Annotated in this window: 15 protein-coding genes, 2 tRNA genes and 1 riboswitch; of the genes, 15 read left to right on the top strand and 2 right to left on the bottom strand. The window is 28.9% G+C overall.

Features of this window, described 5'->3' with window-relative positions; all coding sequences use genetic code 11:
• Window positions 1-98, top strand: a riboswitch (purine riboswitch).
• Window positions 99-460: 362 nt separating this feature from the next.
• From guaB to ligA, 9 genes are all read left to right on the top strand, one after another.
• On the top strand, window positions 461-1,915 hold the full coding sequence (guaB, locus tag LPC13_RS11485) for an IMP dehydrogenase (RefSeq protein WP_005216010.1): 1,455 nt from the start codon (window positions 461-463) through the stop codon (window positions 1,913-1,915).
• A 195-nt stretch (window positions 1,916-2,110) separates the two neighbouring features.
• Entirely contained in the window at window positions 2,111-3,652 is a 1,542-nt protein-coding gene (guaA, locus tag LPC13_RS11480; RefSeq protein WP_005216011.1) for a glutamine-hydrolyzing GMP synthase, read from the top strand.
• A 137-nt stretch (window positions 3,653-3,789) separates the two neighbouring features.
• Entirely contained in the window at window positions 3,790-4,461 is a 672-nt protein-coding gene (locus LPC13_RS11475) for a DUF6241 domain-containing protein (RefSeq protein WP_005216012.1), read from the top strand.
• 230 nt (window positions 4,462-4,691) lie between these two features.
• Complete coding sequence (locus tag LPC13_RS11470; RefSeq protein WP_005216013.1) at window positions 4,692-6,044, top strand: glucose-6-phosphate isomerase; 1,353 nt, start codon at window positions 4,692-4,694, stop codon at window positions 6,042-6,044.
• 58 nt (window positions 6,045-6,102) lie between these two features.
• Window positions 6,103-6,552: a YaiI/YqxD family protein gene (locus LPC13_RS11465; protein WP_005216014.1), complete on the top strand. Its 450-nt coding sequence runs from the start codon at window positions 6,103-6,105 to the stop codon at window positions 6,550-6,552.
• Window positions 6,553-6,744: 192 nt separating this feature from the next.
• A complete protein-coding gene (locus LPC13_RS11460) occupies window positions 6,745-8,745 on the top strand; it encodes a triple tyrosine motif-containing protein (protein ID WP_005216015.1) in 2,001 nt (666 codons plus the stop codon).
• A 117-nt stretch (window positions 8,746-8,862) separates the two neighbouring features.
• The gene (locus tag LPC13_RS11455) at window positions 8,863-9,579 is read left to right on the top strand and encodes a pseudouridine synthase (protein ID WP_005216016.1); all 717 of its coding nucleotides are present in this window, start codon (window positions 8,863-8,865) and stop codon (window positions 9,577-9,579) included.
• A 560-nt stretch (window positions 9,580-10,139) separates the two neighbouring features.
• Window positions 10,140-12,476, top strand: coding sequence for a DNA helicase PcrA (gene pcrA, locus LPC13_RS11450; RefSeq protein WP_005216018.1), 2,337 nt, complete (start codon window positions 10,140-10,142; stop codon window positions 12,474-12,476).
• Between the two features lie 126 nt (window positions 12,477-12,602).
• Window positions 12,603-14,591 (top strand): NAD-dependent DNA ligase LigA, encoded by a 1,989-nt coding sequence (gene ligA / locus LPC13_RS11445; RefSeq protein WP_005216020.1) that lies wholly within the window; start codon window positions 12,603-12,605, stop codon window positions 14,589-14,591.
• Window positions 14,592-14,664: 73 nt separating this feature from the next.
• On the opposite strand, the gene LPC13_RS11440 is transcribed toward ligA, so the two are convergent.
• On the bottom strand, window positions 14,665-14,961 hold the full coding sequence (locus LPC13_RS11440) for a DUF6709 family protein (protein ID WP_005216021.1): 297 nt from the start codon (window positions 14,959-14,961) through the stop codon (window positions 14,665-14,667).
• 179 nt (window positions 14,962-15,140) lie between these two features.
• On the opposite strand from LPC13_RS11440, the gene LPC13_RS11435 reads away from it, so the two are divergent.
• Entirely contained in the window at window positions 15,141-16,631 is a 1,491-nt protein-coding gene (locus LPC13_RS11435; protein ID WP_040420205.1) for an ABC transporter substrate-binding protein, read from the top strand.
• A gap of 135 nt (window positions 16,632-16,766) precedes the next feature.
• On the opposite strand, the gene LPC13_RS11430 is transcribed toward LPC13_RS11435, so the two are convergent.
• Window positions 16,767-18,341: a hypothetical protein gene (locus tag LPC13_RS11430; protein WP_005216024.1), complete on the bottom strand. Its 1,575-nt coding sequence runs from the start codon at window positions 18,339-18,341 to the stop codon at window positions 16,767-16,769.
• A 174-nt stretch (window positions 18,342-18,515) separates the two neighbouring features.
• Here LPC13_RS11430 and rph point away from each other — a divergent pair, with 174 nt between their 5' ends.
• From rph to LPC13_RS11405, 5 genes are all read left to right on the top strand, one after another.
• On the top strand, window positions 18,516-19,265 hold the full coding sequence (gene rph / locus LPC13_RS11425; RefSeq protein WP_005216026.1) for a ribonuclease PH: 750 nt from the start codon (window positions 18,516-18,518) through the stop codon (window positions 19,263-19,265).
• Window positions 19,266-19,883 carry an XTP/dITP diphosphatase gene (locus LPC13_RS11420; RefSeq protein WP_005216029.1) on the top strand — a complete coding sequence of 206 codons (618 nt, stop codon included), beginning with the start codon at window positions 19,266-19,268 and terminating at the stop codon, window positions 19,881-19,883.
• A 165-nt stretch (window positions 19,884-20,048) separates the two neighbouring features.
• The gene (locus tag LPC13_RS11415; RefSeq protein ID WP_040420207.1) at window positions 20,049-20,525 is read left to right on the top strand and encodes a metallophosphoesterase; all 477 of its coding nucleotides are present in this window, start codon (window positions 20,049-20,051) and stop codon (window positions 20,523-20,525) included.
• 115 nt (window positions 20,526-20,640) lie between these two features.
• Window positions 20,641-20,716 (top strand) — tRNA-Pro (locus LPC13_RS11410).
• Window positions 20,717-20,804: 88 nt separating this feature from the next.
• Window positions 20,805-20,875 (top strand) — tRNA-Gly (locus LPC13_RS11405).
• Window position 20,876 lies beyond the last annotated feature (1 nt).

Here is a 20,876-nt window from a genome sequence, read left to right as displayed (position 1 = left end):
AACACGAATAATAAAAGAACTCATATAAGCCCGTAATATGGATGGGTGTTTCTACCGAAAACCTTAAATTTTCGTCTATGAGTGATGTTAATATATGTAAAACTTAATGTTTGTATACGAATAATATTAGGTTGAAAAGCATATTAATTTCACTTATAGAAATGTGGGATTAATATGCTTTTTTTTAATTGAATTTTAGGTTTTACCCCAATAATAAGCTATGCATTTAATTAATTTGACATAAATTTAAGTTCGGCAAGCTGAATTTATAAATAGTGTACTAGCTTAAAAATAAGAAAAGAAATTTTATTATAACGGAATAATATTAAGTAATATCTGAGAATATTAAATAGTGTTATATAATAAACGAAAAAGCAAATTATAGATTATGAGTTAAATAAATTATTAATGAAATACATAAAAGTTATAAGAAGATTTAAATTGATGGGAGAGATTAAGTATGGCAAGAATTTTAAAAACAGCTTACACATTTGATGATGTATTATTAGTTCCAAACAAATCAGAGGTATTACCACACCAAGTTAGTTTAAAAACTCAATTAACAAAAACTATAACATTAAATATACCATTAATGAGTGCTAGTATGGATACAGTTACTGAATCAAAAATGGCAATTGCTATGGCTAGAGAAGGTGGAATAGGGATAATTCATAAGAATATGCCTATAGAAGATCAAGCAAGAGAAGTTGATAGAGTTAAAAGACAAGAAAATGGAGTAATTACAGATCCGATATTCTTAAATGAAGACCATACAGTAAGAGAAGCATTAGAATTAATGGCTAGATATAGAATCTCAGGTGTTCCAGTTACAAGAGGAACTCAGTTAGTAGGAATAATAACTAATAGAGACATAGTTTTTGAGACAAACCATGATAAGCTTGTTTCAGAAGTTATGACTAAGAGTCCATTAGTAACAGCTTCTGAAGGAACTACATTAGAAGAAGCGTTAGAGATTTTAAAAACTCATAAAATTGAAAAGTTACCTCTAGTTGATAAAGATAACAATTTAAAAGGACTTATAACAATAAAAGATATAGAAAAAGTTAGAGCATATCCAAATGCAGCAAAGGATTCAAGAGGGAGACTTCTTTGTGGAGCGTCTGTAGGTATAACTAACGATATGATGGATAGAGTAGATGCATTAGTTAGAGCACAAGTTGATGTTATTACATTAGATACAGCTCATGGACATTCAAAAGGAGTTATTGAAGGAGTTAAGAAGATAAAAGCTAAATATCCAGAACTTCAAATAATTGCTGGTAATGTTGCTACTGCAGAAGCTACAAGAGACTTAGCTGAAGCTGGTGCAGATTGTGTTAAGGTTGGTATAGGACCAGGTTCTATTTGTACAACAAGAATAGTTGCAGGGGTAGGTGTTCCTCAATTAACTGCAGTTATGGATTGCGCTGAAGAAGGAAGAAAATATGGAGTGCCAGTAATTGCTGATGGTGGTCTTAAATATTCTGGGGATATAGTTAAGGCATTAGCTGGTGGAGCATGTGCTTGTATGATGGGTTCAATGCTTGCTGGTTGTGAAGAAGCACCTGGTGAAATGGAAATATATCAAGGAAGAAGCTATAAGGTTTATAGAGGAATGGGTTCTTTAGGAGCTATGGAAAAGGGATCTTCTGATAGGTATTTCCAAAATGGAACTAAAAAGTTTGTTCCAGAAGGCGTTGAAGGAAGAGTTGCTTACAAGGGTTATGTAGCAGATACTTTATATCAATTAATTGGTGGTATAAGATCAGGTATGGGATACCTTGGAGCACCAAATTTAGAGGATTTATATGAAAATGCAGGATTTGTTGTTCAAACTGCTTCAGGGATAAGAGAAAGCCATCCACATGATATAAATATTACTAAAGAGGCTCCAAACTATAGTGTTAGAGAATAGTTTAAAATATTAATAATTATAAAAAGGGGGAGGAAATAAAAATATATAGACTTTTGTTAATAAGTTTTTATATTTTGTATTTTCCTCTTTTTTAAAACGAATTATTTTATGGAAAATTTAAATAATATTCATATTTTTGTTGAAAAATGTATAATTTTACGAGATAATTAAAAAAAAGACATTAGGAGGATTCTAATGAATAAGGAATTAATATTAGTACTTGACTTTGGTGGTCAATACAATCAATTAATAGCAAGAAGAGTTAGAGAATGTAATGTATATTGTGAGGTACATCCTTATAATTTAAGTGTTGATAAAATAAGAGAAATGAATCCAAAGGGAATAATTTTTACTGGTGGACCAAATAGTGTTTATGGTGAAAATTCACCACTTTGTGATAAAGCTATATTCGAATTGGGAATACCTGTACTTGGTATTTGTTATGGTTCACAACTTATGTCTCACGTTCTTGGAGGAAGTGTTGCAACTGCTCCTGTAAGTGAATATGGTAAAACTGTAGTTAAAGTTGATACTACATCTAAATTATTTAGTGATGTACATGAATCAACAATTGTTTGGATGAGTCATACAGATTACATAGAAAGAGCTCCTGAAAACTTCAAGATAGTGGGAACTACACCTGTTTGTCCAGTAGCTGCTATGGAATGTGAAGAAAAAAATCTTTATGCAGTTCAATTCCATCCAGAAGTTATGCATTCTGTAGAGGGAACTAAAATGTTATCAAACTTTGTTTATAACATTTGTAAATGTTCTGGAGATTGGAAAATGGATTCATTTGTTGAAAAGACAATTGAGGAAATAAGAGAAAAGGTTGGTAATGGTAAGGCTTTATGTGCATTATCAGGTGGTGTTGATTCATCTGTTGCAGCAGTTCTTTTATCAAAAGCTATTGGAAAACAATTAACTTGTGTATTTGTTGATCATGGTTTACTTAGAAAAGATGAAGGCGATGAAGTAGAAGCTATATTTGGACCAGAGGGACAATATGATTTAAACTTTATAAGAGTAAATGCTCAAGAGAGATTCTATGAAGCTTTAGCTGGAGTTGAAGACCCAGAAACTAAAAGGAAAATAATAGGTGAAGAATTCATTAGAGTATTTGAAGAAGAAGCTAAAAAAATTGGTGCTGTTGATTTCTTAGTTCAAGGTACAATTTATCCAGATATAATTGAAAGTGGACTTGGTGATTCAGCGGTTATTAAATCACATCATAATGTTGGGGGACTGCCTGACTATGTTGATTTTAAAGAAATAGTAGAACCACTTAGATTATTATTTAAAGATGAAGTTAGAAAAGCCGGATTAGAACTTGGAATTCCTGAAAAATTAGTTTATAGACAGCCTTTCCCAGGACCAGGACTTGGTATAAGAATTATTGGTGAAGTAACTGCTGAAAAAGTTAAAATAGTTCAAGAAGCAGATGCAATTTATAGAGAAGAAATTGCAAAAGCAGGTCTAGATAAAACTATAGGTCAATATTTTGCAGCTTTAACTAACATGAGATCTGTTGGAGTTATGGGTGATGAAAGAACTTATGATTATGCGATTGCACTTAGAGCAGTAACTACAAGTGATTTCATGACAGCAGAATCGGCTGATCTTCCATGGGAAGTTCTAGGAAAAGTAACAACTAGAATAGTGAATGAAGTTAATGGTGTTAATAGAGTAATGTATGATTGTACAGGAAAACCACCTGCGACTATTGAATTTGAATAATAGATAAAATTAAATCTCCCAATATTAATCAAAATATAGATTAATATTGGGAGATTTTTTTAAAATAAAAAGTAAAATAAGTAATAAAATGGTAAAGTGTGGTATAATTTAATTAGGTATATTAGGGAGGGGTAAAAATGGGAGAGAAAAAAGAAAAAATACATCAAAAAACAGATAGTACAACTAAGAAAGATAATAAAAATGTCGATGAGTTAAGGTGCAATGAGAGTTATAAGAAAGAAGAAATGAATTTATATGAGTCTGATGATTATGAAGAAAATTTAGAGGGTACTGAAAGAAATGTAAAAAAGAAAAGAATAGTGGTTTCAATTATAGTAACGCTATTAATTGGATTAGCTACTGTATTATGGTTTAAGGGATACGATATAGTTAATTATGCTTTCACTGTAGCAGCAGAGATAGCTGAAGAAGATAATAATGAAAAGAAAGATACGAATATAGATACAAATGAAGATATAAAGGAATCAAACATAGTTTTAAGTGAAGAAGAGCTACTAAATATATATGACAGAGTTCATCAATTAGCTAATACTATAATCATACCAGAAGATGGGCTTATATGGGGTGAGGAAGAAATTACAAAGAAGGCAATAGAAGAAGTATTAGTAAAATTAAAAGGAAATGATGATGAACTTTATAGTGAACTTTCAAAGTGGTTAGAACTAGATTTAGATAATGCTGTAGATGTTCATAATTATGTATGGAGTAAGTTAGGTGGCAGTGAAGGTCGTGCATCAGCGATAAATGAAGAGGCTATAACAAAAGTTATTAAAGTTTTATCTGATTAAGTGATATAATTTTTATGTAAAATGTCGAAACTAACTTATATAAGTATAAGATAAAAATAGATATTTGTAAGTAAATGATAAAAGCAAAATATATTAACATTACTTCAATTTTATTAATTTAATAATTACTTAAAAAGTTTTAATAATAGTTATCTTAAAATTGTTAGTAAATAAACATTTATGATATAATTAGAAATGATAAAATTCCCAATAATAATGGAGGTAAAAAAATGAGAAATGGCTTAAGCTTAGACTTAACAAAATTACAACCATATGCATCTTTAACAGAGTTAGATATGATGGAAGGCATGGTTAAATATGCTCATGATACAGTTCATGAAAAAACTGGAGCAGGAAATGATTTTTTAGGATGGTTAGATTTACCTGTAAATTACGATAAGGAAGAATTTGAAAGAATTAAAGTAGCTGCTGAAAAGATTAAATCAAATTCAGATGTATTAATAGTTATTGGTATAGGTGGTTCATATTTAGGAGCTAGAGCTGCTATAGAAATGTTAACTAACAACTTCTATAACATGTTACCAAATAATAAGAGAAAAACTCCTAAAATATTCTTTGTTGGAAATAACATAAGTTCAACATATATTACAGATTTATTTGAAGCTATCGAAGGATTAGATGTTTCTGTTAATGTTATATCTAAATCAGGTACAACTACTGAACCTGCAATAGCTTTTAGAATGTTCAAAGACTTCATGGAAAAGAAATATGGAGTAGAAGGAGCAAAAGAAAGAATATTTGCTACTACAGATAAAGAAAGAGGAGCATTAAAAGGATTAGCTGATACTATGGGTTATGAAACTTTCGTAGTTCCAGACGATGTAGGTGGAAGATTCTCAGTTTTAACAGCTGTTGGTTTATTACCAATTGCAGTAGCAGGAATTAGCATTGATGAAATGATGCAAGGGGCTGCTGATGCAAGAGAAAAATACTCTAACCCTTCATTAAAAGAAAATGAATGTTATCAATATGCTGCTATGAGAAATGCTTTATACAATAAAGGTAAGAAAGTTGAAGTTATGGTTAACTATGAACCAGCACTTCACTACTTCAACGAATGGTGGAAGCAATTATATGGTGAATCAGAAGGTAAAGATCAAAAGGGTATATTCCCAGCTGCAGTAGATTTTTCAACTGATTTACACTCAATGGGACAATTTATTCAAGATGGTACTAGAATAATGTTCGAAACAGTTCTTAATGTAGAAAAAGCTACTAAAGAAATAGTTATTGAAGAAGCTGAAGGAAATGTTGATGGATTAAACTTCTTAGCTGGTAAGACTGTTGATTTCGTTAATAAGCAAGCTTTCAATGGAACATTATTAGCTCACTGTGATGGTGGAGTTCCTAATATGATATTAAATATTCCAGAGTTAAGCCCATACTACTTTGGTCAATTAGTTTACTTCTTCGAAAAGGCTTGTGCAATTAGTGGATACTTACTAGGAGTTAATCCATTTGATCAACCAGGTGTTGAAGCATACAAGAAAAATATGTTTGCTTTACTTGGTAAGCCAGGATTTGAAGAATTAAAAGCTGAATTAGAAGCAAGATTAAAATAGAAGGAAACAACACTACAAAGTTGTGTTGTAACTTTCATTAGCTAAGTTAAAATTTAGAGTGTCAGTTAAGATTATTGTTGATGGAGATGCCTGCCCAGGTATCTCCATTATTAAAAATATAGCAAAAGAGTATGGGTTAGAACTTATAATTTATTGTGATATTCATCATTTTATAATTGTAGATTATGGTGAGGTTAAGGTTGTTGATAGTGGATTTCAAAGTGTAGATATGAAGGTAGCAAATGAATGTAGGGAAGGAGATATTGTTGTATCTCAAGACTATGGAGTTGCTGCTATTTGTTTAGGGAAAAAAGCAAGTGTAATAAATCCAAAGGGATATATTTATACTGATGATAATATTGGAGCAATGCTTGAACAAAGACATTTATCACAAAAAATTAGAAGAAGTGGAGGTAAAACTCCAAATGCTAAAAAACGTTCTGTAGAAGATGATAGAAGATTACAAAAAAATCTACTATATTTAGTTAAAAATAAAATTTTAGAATAAGCTGTAGAAAAATATCTATAGTTTATTCTTTTTTTTATATTCGAATGACAAAATTCAACTTTTATTTTAGATTTGAAATAGTATAATATATATAGAAAATTATGTAAAGAAAATCAGAGGGGTTTTAGTAAAAATAATTATTAAAAGAATAGATACATATTAGAGATATGCTGAAGTGGGGTGGGATATACTATGAAAGAGGTTTTGATTGATTTTGACAATAAAAGTCCTAGTAATTTAAATGAAGATATAAATATAGCTGCATTTTTAAGTGCTAAAGATGATATAGAGTACAAATTTATAGAAGGATTAGATGGAGTTTGGACGCCAATAAGAGATTTTGAGAAAAATAATATATGTACTTGGAGACCAAAAAGACCAGGTAAGTATATGATAATGGTTCAAGGTAAGTCTAGTAACTGTAAAAATTTTTATGATTATTTAGGTAGAGCGGAATACGAAATAATAGAAAATAAAAACTTAATTAAAGAAGTTAATGTCGATAAATATAAAGTTGTTGTTGGAGAAAAAGTAAACATTGATGTAGTAGTTGAAGAAGAGTTAGTATTATATAGATTTTGGATAAAGGGGAAACAAGATTGGGAGATATTAAGAGATTATACTACAGAAAAAAGCTTTGTATTTACGGCAAAAGAAAGTGGAAATGTTGAAATATTAATAGAGTGCAAAAAAGTATCTTCAGATAAAAATGTTGATGATTTTACTACTATAAAAATTCAAGTTAAGAATTTGGATGAAATAGAAATAAAAAATTTTTCATGCCTTACTAATGCAATGCTTATTAATGAAGAATTGGTATTTAGAGTAGAAGCTACTTATTCATCTAATAGACCATTATTATATAAGTTTTTAAGAATATCCAAAGATGGAAAAGTAACTTGTGTACAAGATTTTTCATCTAAAAGTATAGTTTCATTTAAAGAGAATGAAGCTGGTGAATATAAATTATTATGTTTAGTTAGAGATATGTTTTCTACAAAACAATATGATGATAGGGCATTAATTCACTATAAAGTGGAGCCCTATAATGAAGTTAGGATTAGAAGGTTTACTACGGATTTAGCATCACCACAAGCAGCTAAAAATTTTATTAATTTAAAGGCCGAAGTTACTGGAGGAAGAGAATTATTATACAGATATATTATAGAAGGACCAATTTCAGATGATAGTGGATATATAAGAAGAGAAGAATTTTCATGGCAGCCAAAAGAGGAAGGAAAGTATAAATTAACATTAAAAGCTAAGGATATATCTTATAAGGAAGATTATGAGGATATTGCTTATATTTATTATGAAATTTATAAGAATGGTGAAAAGCCAGTAAGAATAACAGGGATAACTTGTGATAAAGGAAGAAAGTGTTTAGTTGATAAGCCTGTAAATATAAAGGTTAAAACTGAAGGAGGAAGAAAAGTACTTCATAAGTTTACAATATATAAAAATGGTGTAGAAAAGGAAGCTATAGATTATTGTAATAATAATTGGGTTGATTTTATACCAACAGAACCAGGTGAGTATGAAGTAGAAATAAAAGTTAAAGATGAATTTTCAGCAAAAGAATATGATTCATCATCGTCAATATATATAGAAGCAAAAGATTATGTAAGTGCAGATATTGAATATGTATTATTAAATAGCAGAGAATATTATTTGGTTGGAGATATTATTAATATTGAAGCAATAATGAAAAATACTAAAGATACATTAGTTAAATTTGTTACTAAAATTAATACACATGAAGTGGAAAACACTGGGTTTATAGAAGAAAAAGCATTAAGAGTAAAACCGAAGTGTCCTGGAAAATATACTTTTGTTATTTATGCTAAAAATAAAAAATCACCAGAAGAATTTGATAGTAAAAAGGAAGTTACTATCTATGTTCATGATGTTTCACCAGTAAATGAAACAAATTTAAAATCTTCTTCAGATAAGGTAAAAATAGGAGAAGATATAACTTTTGAGGTGACTTCTAAAGGTGGAAAAGATGTCTGTTATGAATTTTATATAATGATTAATGGAGATTGGGTATTGGCTCAAAGTTATAGTAGAAAAAATTACTATACTTTTCTTCCATTTAAAGAAGGTAAGTATAGAGTTTTAGCATTAAGTAAAAGTTTTTATAAAAATATAGCTTATGAAGATTATAGTACAATTGAATTTGAAGTAGTATAAAATATGAATTGAGGGTATATTAAAATTAATTTTGATATGGCCTCATTTTATTGTTTTCTTGCATTTGTGGAATATTAATAATAGAATAGGCTATATAAAAGATTTACGAGGTGTTTTATGGAAAGACTAGATAAAGTACTATCTAATTTAGGATATGGTACAAGAAAAGAACTTAAGAAAATTTGTAGAAGTGGCTTAGTTGAAGTAAATGGAGAGTTAGCAAAAGATAGCGGAATGCAAGTAGATCCTGAAAATGATAAGATAGTTATAAATGGTGAGGAAATATTTTATAGAAAATATATTTATTTAATGATGAATAAACCTGATGGAGTAGTTTCTGCAACTTATGATAATAGGGATGAAACTGTTATAGATTTACTTGAAGTTGAACATCAAGTATTTGAACCATTCCCGGTAGGAAGATTAGATAAGGATACAGTAGGGTTACTATTATTAACTAATGATGGTGAGTTAAATCATAGATTAATTTCACCAAAATGGAAAGTTGATAAGGTGTATTTTGCTAAAATTGATAAAAAGGTTACAGAAGAGGATGTTAAAAAATTTAAAGCAGGCATAACTTTAGATGACGGTTACCTTTGTAAAGAAGCAAAACTTGAAATATTAAATGCAAGTGACGAAGGTTCTGATGTTATGGTTACTATTCAAGAAGGTAAATTCCACCAAGTTAAAAGAATGTTTGAAGCGGTAGGTAAAACTGTAGTTTACTTAAAAAGAACAGAATTTGGAACATTACCTTTAGATGAAGAGCTTGAGGAAGGCGAATATAGAGAGCTTACAGATGAAGAATTAGCAATATTAAAGAGTTTTTAGCGAATTAAAAGTAAAAATGAATAAAAAATATTCATAATATATAAAATAAGCAAGATAATTTTCAAAAAGTATTGCAATATAAAAAGTTCTCTACTATAATTATTATGCAAGGATAAATAAAAGGAATAAATAGCCCCCTTTTTATTTATTGCTTATTGCTGAAGCGCAACCTAGCCCCAAGGGTTGCGTTTTTTGTTATTTAAAAATATATAAATGAAAATATAATAATAAATTAAAGTAGTATTTAAGAAACTGTTTTGCAGTTTCTTTTTTTGTTTAGATAAATTTGTTAAATGTTACGTTAATTAAGTTAAACTTGGTAATAATAAATTTATGTAGCGATTTTTAGTTAACATAAGTAAGAATTTAAATCTTTTATTTAGGAGAACTTAACTGAAATTCCAAATTTGAATTTAGACAATTAAAGTTATATATAGTTAGTATATTAACTAAATTAAAATGTAGAAACTTATTTATATATGCTATAATAACTTTTAGTGAGATTATACGTTCGATTAAAAGAAGGTATGTAATATATGTTTTGAAGGGAGGATGTTCTTTTGGATTTAAAATCTTTACTTAATAAAGAACAATATGAAGGTGCGGTAACGGTAGAGGGACCTGTACTTATTTTAGCAGGTGCTGGTTCTGGGAAAACTAGAGTATTAACTCATAGAATGGCTCATATGATAGAGGATTTAAATATCTTTCCATACAAGATATTAGCTATAACTTTTACTAATAAGGCTGCAAAAGAAATGCAAGAAAGAGTTCAGGCTCTTATAGGTGATAGAGCTAATGATATGTGGATTTCAACTTTTCACTCAACTTGTGTAAGAATTTTAAGAAGAGAAATTGAAAAGCTTGGATATAAAAAGAACTTTACGATATATGATGGAACAGATCAAAAGACGCTTATAAAAGAGTGTATCAAACTACTTCAAATTAATGATAAAGAAATAACAGAACAAGAAATAATGAGTAAGATAAGTAAGGCAAAGGACAATATGCAAAGTGCAGATTCTTACTATAGAGAAAATGAATCAAACTTTAGAGAAAAGAAAATTGCTGAAGTTTATAAAATGTATCAAAAAAGATTAAAGGAAAATAACGCATTAGATTTTGACGATTTAATTTGTAAAACTGTAGAATTATTTAAGAAGGATGCCGAAACTTTAGAATTTTATCAGAGAAAATTCCAATATATTATGGTAGATGAGTATCAAGATACAAATGGAGCTCAATATGAACTTGTTAGATTGCTTGCTGCAAAACACCGTAATATATGTGTTGTAGGGGATGATGACCAATGTATCTACCAATGGAGAGGTGCAGATATTAAGAATATCTTAGGATTTGAAAAGGACTATCCAGATGCAAAGGTAATTAAATTAGAACAAAATTATAGATCTAAAGGAAATATTTTAGATGCTGCAAATGTTGTTATTGTAAATAATTCAAATAGAAAGAGTAAAGTACTTAGAACAGAGCAAGAGGCAGGTAATAAAATTAAGATATATAGAGCGTATTCTGATGGTGATGAAGGTACTTTTGTAGCTAATCAAATCCAAAAGATAAAGCAAGAACAAGATAAGCAATATAAGGATTTTGCTATACTTTACAGAACTAATGCTCAATCTCGTATATTTGAAGAAAGTTTAAGAAGAGCAGGAGTAGCATACAAAATTGTTGGTGGAACCAAGTTCTATGATAGAAAAGAAATTAAAGATATGTTAAGTTACTTAAAGGTTCTTGTAAATCCTTCAGATAGTATAGCGTTAAGAAGAATAATAAACGTTCCTAAGAGAGGAATTGGTGATGCAACTATTCAAAAAGTATTAGATTTTGCAGAAAGTTATGAATTACCTTTATGGGATGCTTTATCTGAAGTTAGAACCATACCAACTTTAACTGCAAGAAATTGTGCAGGTATCGAAAAGTTTATGGAACTTATGGAAAACTTAATGATGCTTTCTGAAACTGTACCAGTATCACATTTAATTGAAACTATATTAGAAGATACAGGATATATAAAAGAACTTGAAGCCTCAAAACAAATTGAAGATAAGAGTAGAATAGAAAACTTAAAAGAATTAGTATCTGATGCCGTTGATTTTGAAAAATCATATGAAAAAGAAAAACAATCAGGAAATGCCGATTTTGATATAAACAAAACACAATTAGAAGCTTATTTAGAAAAAGTATCTCTTGTTCAAGATACAGATAAACTTGATGATGAAGAAAATGAAAATGGAACTGTAGTTTTAATGACTATCCATAGTGCAAAAGGACTAGAGTTCCCAGTAGTATTTATGGTTGGAATGGAAAATGGAATATTCCCAGGGCAAGCTTCATTTAATAGTGAGGCTGAAATGGAAGAATCAAGAAGACTTTGCTATGTTGGTATAACTAGGGCAAAAGAAACTTTATTCATGACATCAGCAGAAGTTAGAAGAGTATTTGGTAGAACTGTAGCTTATCCTCAATCAGATTTTATTTCAGAAATTAAATCTGATCTTAGAGAATATGTAACTATGACAGGCGATTCTAAAGATGTAACTTCGCCTTCAGGTGCAAGTACTGTAAATGGAAGATTTAAGCCAGCACAAAGTAATCCACATAGCTTAAGAAGTAACTATGGAACTTTTGAGAATAGAAATTTTGGTGGAGGAGCTAGTGGGGCAAGTTCATCAAAAGTGGCAAATTCAGCATCTATAGGTACAACTATGTCACCAGCAGAAGCGACTATGGGAAGAAAAGTTAAGCATGATAAATTTGGAGAAGGGACAATAGTTGCAGTAGCAGATTCAAATGGAGATAAGAAATTAACAATAGCATTTAATAATCAAGGAGTTAAGATGTTATTATTATCAAAAGCAAACCTAGAATTATTATAGTTAGTAGTTTATTTAAGATATAAAGTATAGGTAAAGAGTTGTAAATGGCAAATTTGAAGTTGATTATGAGACACTTTAATTTGTCATTTATAATTTTAAATTTACAAAGAGTGGAGTTGTAGTTAAATGGATAAGAGAGCACGTATAGAAGAATTAGTTGAACTTTTAAATAAATATGCTTATGAATATTACTCTTTAGATAATCCATCAGTAACAGATAAAGAGTACGATAGTAAATATGATGAATTAAAGACTTTAGAAGAAGAAACAGGATATGTACTTCCTTATTCACCAACTCAAAGGGTTGGAGATGTTGTTCTTCAAGGGTTTAATAAGTATACTCATAAAGCTAGACTTTGGAGTTTAGATAAAGCTCAAAGCTTTGAAGAAATAGAAGATTGGCATAATAGGAATGTTAAATTTGTTAATGAAATGAATAATAGAGGTGAAGAATTACCGCCTCTTAGATATGTTATAACAAAGAAATTTGATGGATTAACAATAAACTTAACATATAATGAGAATGGGATTTTAGAAACTGCTGCAACTAGGGGAACTGGAGAAACAGGAGAAGAGGTTACAGCTCAAGTAAAGACTATAAAGGGGATTCCATTAAAAACTACAAATGGAGATGTATTTGAGGTTCATGGGGAAGCAATAATGACAGTTGAAGCATTTGAAAAGTACAATGCTACATCTGAAACACCTCTTAAAAATTTAAGAAATGGTGCAGCAGGAGCACTGAGAAATTTAAATGTAAAAGAAACTGCTAGAAGAGGACTTTCAGCATTCTTTTATGATGTAGGATACAAGGAAGGACAAAACTTTAAAAGCTATGAAGAAATGTTAGGTTTTATTAAAGAAAAAGGACTTCCAATGGATGATTATATTAAATATGCTACTACTTTAGAGGAAGTTAAAACTTATATTAATGAAATAAAAGATATGAGATTTGATTTAAATTATGATATTGATGGAGTGGTAATTGCTATTGATGATATAAGAACAAGAGAACTTTTAGGATATACAGTTAAATTCCCTAAATGGGCTATTGCATTTAAGTTTGAAGCACAAGAAGCAACAACAAAGCTTTTAGATGTTGAATGGAATGTTGGTAGAAGTGGTAGAGTAGGACCAACAGCAATACTTGAGCCAGTAGAGCTTGCAGGAGTTACAGTTAAGAGAGCAACGCTTAACAATATGGATGATATTAAGAGAAAAGGTGTAATGATAGGTGCAGAAGTATTTATTAGAAGATCAAATGATGTTATTCCAGAAATAATGGGCGTTGTTGAGGAGAGTTTGGAAAACGCTATTGAAATTAAAGTTCCAGAAACTTGTCCAGCATGTGGAAGTCATTTAGTATTAGATGGGGCTCATTATTTCTGCGAAAATACTTTATCTTGTAAACCACAAATGGTTAAGAGTATAGTTCATTTTGCATGTAGAGAAGCAATGAATATAGAAGGTTTTTCAGAGAAAACAGCGGAACAACTATTTGAAAAACTAGACATAAGATCAATAGCAGATTTGTATAAGTTAAATTATGATGAACTATTAACTTTAGATAAGTTTGGACCAAAGAAAGCCCAAAATCTTTTAGATGCAGTAGAAAGAAGTAAAACACCTGAATTATTTAGATTTATTTATGCACTTGGAATTCCTAATGTTGGTGTTAAGACAGCTAAAGATTTAGTAAATAAGTTTAAATCAATAGAAGGATTAAAAAATGCTACATTTGAAGAATTAATATCAGTGCAAGATGTTGGAGATATAGTAGCTAAATGTGTCATAGACTTTTTCCATGAAGAAAAAGTTTTAACTACTATTGATGAATTATTAAGTCTTGGAGTTAGTCCAATATTTGAAGAAAAAGAAATAGTTGAAAGTAGTTTTAATGGCAAGACTGTAGTAGTTACAGGCACACTTGAAAATTATTCTAGAGGTGAAATAAAAACAAAATTGGAAGCTTTAGGAGCGAAGGTTTCAGGTAGTGTAAGTAAGAAAACAGATTATGTTATAGCTGGAGCAGAAGCAGGTTCTAAATTAACAAAGGCTCAAGATTTAGGAGTTACTATTTTAAGTGAAGAAGAGTTTGAAAAAATGATTAAATAAAAATAAAAAATGGCAAGTGAAGTATAAAATTACTAGTGTAATTACTTCTATTTGCCATTTTTTTATTAAGTATTTATTTTACGTTATCATCAAATTTAATGATATTATCATCTTCATCTAAAAAATTATCAAAATTAAAATCTGTATCAACGCTTATATCATTATCTAAGTTTTTAGTGTTTTTATAAGATTTTTCAAGTGATGATATACTTGTGTTTATTTTTTCAAGTAAGAAGTTTTGTATCCTTTGATTTTTAAACATTTTAATAAAAATTATAAAGGACCATATTCCAATAAACATAAAGCAAATCATGAATATTATAGCAACTGATTGAAATATTATTTGAACAACTTGTAATGCAACTGACATATATCAGCACCTCCTTAAAATTGTTTACTTAAATGATTATATCATAAAAAATAAGGAAGGAAATGAATAAATAACATAAAAGTGTATTTAATATACAAAAAATGGATTAACAACTTGAAAAAATGGCTATAATATCTAATAAAAAATATAAGAGAAATATTAGTTTGAGGAGGATTTTAGTGAAAAAAACTATAGCAGTAATAATAATTTCTATAATAACTATACTATTTTTGCTTGGTTTTATAGATAGGTCACCTAACCAAGTTATTAATAATGAGTCAGATGTTATTTACTCAATAAATAATATAGAAACTAATTTAAAATCCATTGGTAATTTAGATAAAAGAGAACAAGATATAATTTGTGCAGTTAGTAAAGGGTTAGTAGAACTTGATATAGATGGTGAAATAGTACCTTCATTAGCAGAGAGCGTTAATATTAGTGAAGATGGGCTAGAATATGTCTTTAAAATAAGAGATGATGTTTATTGGAGTGATGGAAATAAAATTACTCCAGAAGATATTGTATTAGCATTTAGAGAGATAATTACAGAAGAAGAAGATATATCTGCACTATTAAATGTTTTTGGTGTTACAGATTATATAAATAGTAATAAGTTGTTTTCTGAAACAGTAGCAATAAGTAGTAATGAAGATAGTGTAATAATTAAATTAAATTATCCAGATAGCAATTTTTTAGTAGAACTTTCAAAGCCACAATATAGAGTGAGAAAAGGGTTATTGTTTTGGGAAGACTTGGGTTCAAATTTTAATAATATAGTGTATTCAGGTGATTATTTTATTAGTTCTATAAATGAAAATGAAATTATATTGAGTAGAAGTAGTAAGTCAAATTTAGAATTAGCGAAAACTATACATTTAGTAAAAGATAATGGTGAGGATTTAGCTTTAGCTGCTTTTGAAATTGGAAGTAGGGATGTTGTAGTAGATCCACCAAAAAGTCAATTACAACGATTAAAGGAAGCAGGAAAGTTAATTACTATTCCATCAAGTAAAGCTATATATTTAGCATTTAATATAAATAATGATAATATTACATCTGCTTCAAAAAAAGAATTATTTAGATTGGTAAACAGGGCTATTGAAGATTATCAAAATATAAATAGTATTTCTGTTGATTTAGCAGAATGTAGTTATCTTAGAGATGATAAAGAAGATTTAACTAAACTTCAAACTAGAAATGTTATGATAAATACGGAGGAAGAAGCGGAGTTACCAAGTAAGGTTGTATTAGTTGCAGAAGAAACATTATTAAACAAGGATTTAACAGATTTCTTAATAAGTTGGTTTGATGATAACACAGATGTAATCCTAGTTGTTAATTTATTGCCAGATGAAGATATGAAATCTATCAGTGAAAAAAATTATTATGATATAGCATTAATAAATGTAGATGCAAGTTTGGATAGTGAAGAATTAATAAATACGCTATCTAGTTATATTACAGAAGAATCAAGAGAAATGATAAGTAATAGTGTTACTATACAAGAAAGAGAAGAATTATTTGCAGAGATAGAAGAAGATTTATTTAATACTTATAAAATATTACCTTTATTATTTTACAATGATAATATAGCAATTAATGGTGAATTAACAGATGATTTATTAGATGGCAATGGAAATATAATTTTTAGAAATTTAACTAAATAAGATATAGCTGTTGAAGAATTTCGGCAGCTATATCTTATTTATGAATAATTAAAGAAAATTTATTGATGGTATTGCTTTGTAAGATAAGTTAAACTAATTAAATTAAGTGTATGAATTTTTGTGAAATTTGAAAGTTTACTTATTTGAAGAAAAATCATCATCATTTAAATTTTCATCTATAATTTCAGTAGGGTCTAAATTAACCGTATCTGAACTGGAAATATCATTATTGTTGGATAGAGAATCATTCGATTCAATATTTGTAGTATTAATATCAGTAGGATTTCCTTCATCGTTAATATTAATGGAAGATAATCTTGAATTATCAATATTAGGTGTTAAATTCATGTCTTTTATATATTCATCTTTAAAAAAATGAATGAACATATAAAAGTTTAAAAAGTTTTTATAACTATCAAAGGTAACTTTGTCACAGGAAAAAGTATCTTTTTTTCTGTTATAAGTTAATGATTTATTAAAAATAGGAGCTATTCCAGTGCTTTCTGGTGTTGGTATATCAGGCATTCTAAAGAAGCTTTCATCTATCATATCAGCAGAATTTAGACTGAAACCACGATAACGCTCAAAATCGTCTAAAGTAGGGGCGGAAGGCCAACTAGGAATCAACCTAGAATTAATTAAAAACTTTTTATATATAGATAGAATCATATCTTTATACTTAGAAGTAGTATCAGAAATTTCTCCATAAATCACAAAAGCTAAGAAATAAAATGTAATGTCTGTACAAGAATATTTAATTTCTTTTTTTGTAGATAGTTTATAAAAAGTTCCTTTATCTTCATCATATAATGTATATAATCTTTCAATAATCTCTGTTGATTTATCAAGAAAAGAAATAATATGTGTATGTTTATAAGATAATGATAAAACTATGCTGCATAAAGAGCATACATCTAAAGAATTAATATAATAATCCTTTTCGTCAAACTTACATATAGCATAATCGGCAAAATCAATTATCAAAGCATTAAGTTCAGGCAACTCTTCATAGCTATATAAAATATTAAACACTAGTAATATTTTGCAAATTTCATCAAGAGAACATTCATATACATTTTCTTTAAAATTAGAGAACATTGAAAGTATTTCTAGTGAAAATTCATAATAAGCTTTTGAAACTTCTTCAGTATTATTTTTCTTTGAGTATACAAAATAAGCTAACATCATAAAAGCTTGATCTGAAAATTTAAATTTCTTATCTTTATCAATTAAATTAAAGTTTTTTGAATTATTTTCAAGTAAATTTTTCTTTTCTGTAAAAACACCTTCTGTATTTCTAAGGTTTATAGAATAGAATTCTAGTTGATCTTTAGACAAAGACTTATATAATTCATAAATAGAATAAAGAGAATTATCTATATCCTTGAAACTCCTATAATAATCTAGTAATTCTAACATTGACAATGTCATTAAGGCATTTGTACTAGGGTTAATTTCCTTTTTAAAAGAATCTTCATCAAATCCATTTGAATTTTTACTGTGAACAAGAGTTGGAGACGCCTTTCTATACACACATAATAGTGGAGAAAAATTACTATTTGTGGTAATATCAACGGTAGAAGAAGATTTACTATATCTCTTAATTGGAGAAACTAATCCACATTTAGAGTGTAATACTATAGTTTTAACAGCTTCTTTAGATAAATAAAAAAGCTGACCATTAATTTCCTTTTGCGAAAGGCTATTCATCCTAAAAAATGGCCCAATATATCTCAAATTTTTCACCTCTTAATTAATCCTTATATTAATATTATGAGTAGATGAATAATTTGTTGCATTATTTTTTAAAAAAGGAGAATTTTAAATATGGATGAGATATCTTCTTTTGAGTTTTAGTCAAATTATAAATTGGAGGATTATTATATGAGAAGTAGCGGAAGAAAAAATGATCAAGTAAGAAGTGCTAAAATAACTAGAAATTATATAAAACACGCAGAAGGTTCAGTATTAATAGAAGTAGGTGATACTAAAGTAATTTGTACAGCTTCTATAGAAGAGAAAGTTCCACCATTTTTAAAGGGAACAGGAGAAGGATGGATAACTGCAGAATATAATATGCTTCCGCGTTCAACAGCAACTAGAAAACCAAGGGATATTTCTAGATTAAAGGTTGATGGTAGAACAATGGAAATCCAAAGATTAATAGGGAGGGCATTAAGATCAGTTGTAGATTTAAAGGCTTTAGGAGAAAAGACTATTTGGATAGATTGTGATGTTATTCAAGCTGATGGTGGTACAAGAACCACATCAATTTGCGGGGCTTTCGTTGCTTTAGTAGATGCAATGAATAAGCTTCATAAGCATAAACCTTTTGAAGTATATCCAATAAGAAAATTTTTATGTGCAACAAGTGTTGGAATTGTTGGAGATGAAAAGTTATTAGATCTTTGTTATGAAGAGGATTCTAAAGCTAAAGTAGATATGAATGTCATAGGAACTGATGATGGCGAGTTTGTAGAAATTCAAGGTACTGGAGAAGAGGCACCATTTACAAGAGCAGAACTTAATGAATTATTAGATTTAGCTGAAAAGGGAATAAAGCAAATGATTCATATACAAAAGGATGCTTTAAAAATGGATGCATTATGGATAGGAACAGGTGAGAGAAAGTAAATGAAAAAATTAGTGTTGGCAAGTAATAACTTAAAAAAAATAAAAGAAATAAAAGAAATATTAAGTGGATTAGAATTTGAAGTATATTCTTTAAATGATATGGGAATTGATATAGAAGTAGTAGAAGACGGTACTACATTTGAAGAAAATGCAAGGAAAAAGGCTATTGAAATATATGATTACCTAAAAGAAAAAGGGGAAAATGATTTCTTAGTATTATCCGATGATTCTGGATTAGAAGTTGATTGTTTAAATGGTGCACCAGGAGTTTATTCAGCAAGATATGCAGGAGAACATGGGAATGACTATGAAAACAATATAAAGCTATTAAAGGAAATGAAAAATGCAGATAGTAAGGATAGAAGTGCAAGATTCGTTTGTGTAATAGCTCTAGTTAACGAAAATAGAAATGTAGAACTTATTAGGGGAGAGGTAGAAGGCGTTATAATAGAAGAATTAAAAACCAAAGGTGGATTTGGCTATGATCCATTATTCTATTATCCGCAGTTTAATAAAACATTTGGAGAAGCTACATCAGAAGAGAAAAATAGTGTTTCCCATAGAGGAAAAGCATTAGAAAAATTAAAATCTATTTTAGAAATACATTATTGTAAATAACTGTGCTCTAAAATTTGATAATATAAATTGTTTTTTATATAACTATTTTAGTAATAATTCTATGAGTTATTGTAAAAGTTAATATTTTTGTTATAAGCTATTGTTAGATAAAGATGGCATAGAGATTGGTTTTCTAAAGTGTGGTTATTTTGGGAGGTGAATGTGATGTTAATTGCAGTTATTAGTGATTCACATGGAAATAGTAATAGTATTAGTAAGGTTAAAGAATATATAGAAAAAGCTGATGCTTTATTGTTTTTAGGTGATGGGGAAAATGATATAAAAGAAATTGCCAAGGATTTTAAGGGGGAAGTATACACTGTTAAAGGTAACTGTGATATTTCTAATAATAGTCCAGAGGAAAGAATAGTTGAAATTAGTGGCAAAAGAATATTTATGTGTCATGGACATAGATATGGTGTTAAATATGGATATAATTCTATTTATTATAGAGGAAAAGAACTAAATGTAGATATAGTTGTATTTGGACATTCACATATACCAATGATAGAAGAATACGATGGATTAATATTAATGAATCCAGGCAGTATATCTCATTGTCAACATAGATTAATGAAGACTTTAGGCTATATAGAGTTATTAGAAGGAAAAGCACCTATAACTTATATAAAAGAAATGTAAAAAGTTTTTTTAAAAAATTTTAAAAAAAGTGTTGACGGATTATAAATCATCATGTAGAATAATCCTTGTCGCTGCGAGATGCAGCAAGACAAAACGAGATTAAGCAAGATGATTTCGGGGTGTAGCGCAGATGGGAGCGCGCGTGGTTTGGGACCATGAGGTCGCAGGTTCGATCCCTGTCACCCCGACCAATTCAACTAGAAATTAGAAGTTGAATAAAAATACTTGACAAAGTTAGATGAATGTGTTTAACTAATTAGGTATTAAAAATCTCAGTATGCGGGTATCGTATATCGGTAATACTCCAGCCTTCCAAGCTGGAAAGGTGGGTTCGATTCCCACTACCCGCTC

This window comes from Clostridium celatum (assembly GCF_021412605.1).
Taxonomy (GTDB): Bacteria; Bacillota; Clostridia; order Clostridiales; family Clostridiaceae; genus Clostridium; species Clostridium celatum.
The sequence above is the reverse complement of the archived record's forward strand: the minus strand, read 5'-3'. Positions and strand labels throughout refer to the sequence as shown.

What these genes read in the sequence shown, in the direction of transcription:
- LPC13_RS11470 (WP_005216013.1), top strand. Translation starts at nt 4,692, where the DNA reads ATGAGAAATGGCTTAAGCTTAGACTTAACAAAATTACAACCATATGCA.
- LPC13_RS11415 (WP_040420207.1), top strand. Translation starts at nt 20,049, where the DNA reads ATGTTAATTGCAGTTATTAGTGATTCACATGGAAATAGTAATAGTATT.
- rph (WP_005216026.1), top strand. Translation starts at nt 18,516, where the DNA reads ATGAGAAGTAGCGGAAGAAAAAATGATCAAGTAAGAAGTGCTAAAATA.
- LPC13_RS11420 (WP_005216029.1), top strand. Translation starts at nt 19,266, where the DNA reads ATGAAAAAATTAGTGTTGGCAAGTAATAACTTAAAAAAAATAAAAGAA.
- LPC13_RS11475 (WP_005216012.1), top strand. Translation starts at nt 3,790, where the DNA reads ATGGGAGAGAAAAAAGAAAAAATACATCAAAAAACAGATAGTACAACT.
- LPC13_RS11460 (WP_005216015.1), top strand. Translation starts at nt 6,745, where the DNA reads ATGAAAGAGGTTTTGATTGATTTTGACAATAAAAGTCCTAGTAATTTA.
- ligA (WP_005216020.1), top strand. Translation starts at nt 12,603, where the DNA reads ATGGATAAGAGAGCACGTATAGAAGAATTAGTTGAACTTTTAAATAAA.
- guaA (WP_005216011.1), top strand. Translation starts at nt 2,111, where the DNA reads ATGAATAAGGAATTAATATTAGTACTTGACTTTGGTGGTCAATACAAT.
- LPC13_RS11430 (WP_005216024.1), bottom strand. Translation starts at nt 18,341, where the DNA reads ATGAATAGCCTTTCGCAAAAGGAAATTAATGGTCAGCTTTTTTATTTA.
- LPC13_RS11440 (WP_005216021.1), bottom strand. Translation starts at nt 14,961, where the DNA reads ATGTCAGTTGCATTACAAGTTGTTCAAATAATATTTCAATCAGTTGCT.
- LPC13_RS11455 (WP_005216016.1), top strand. Translation starts at nt 8,863, where the DNA reads ATGGAAAGACTAGATAAAGTACTATCTAATTTAGGATATGGTACAAGA.
- guaB (WP_005216010.1), top strand. Translation starts at nt 461, where the DNA reads ATGGCAAGAATTTTAAAAACAGCTTACACATTTGATGATGTATTATTA.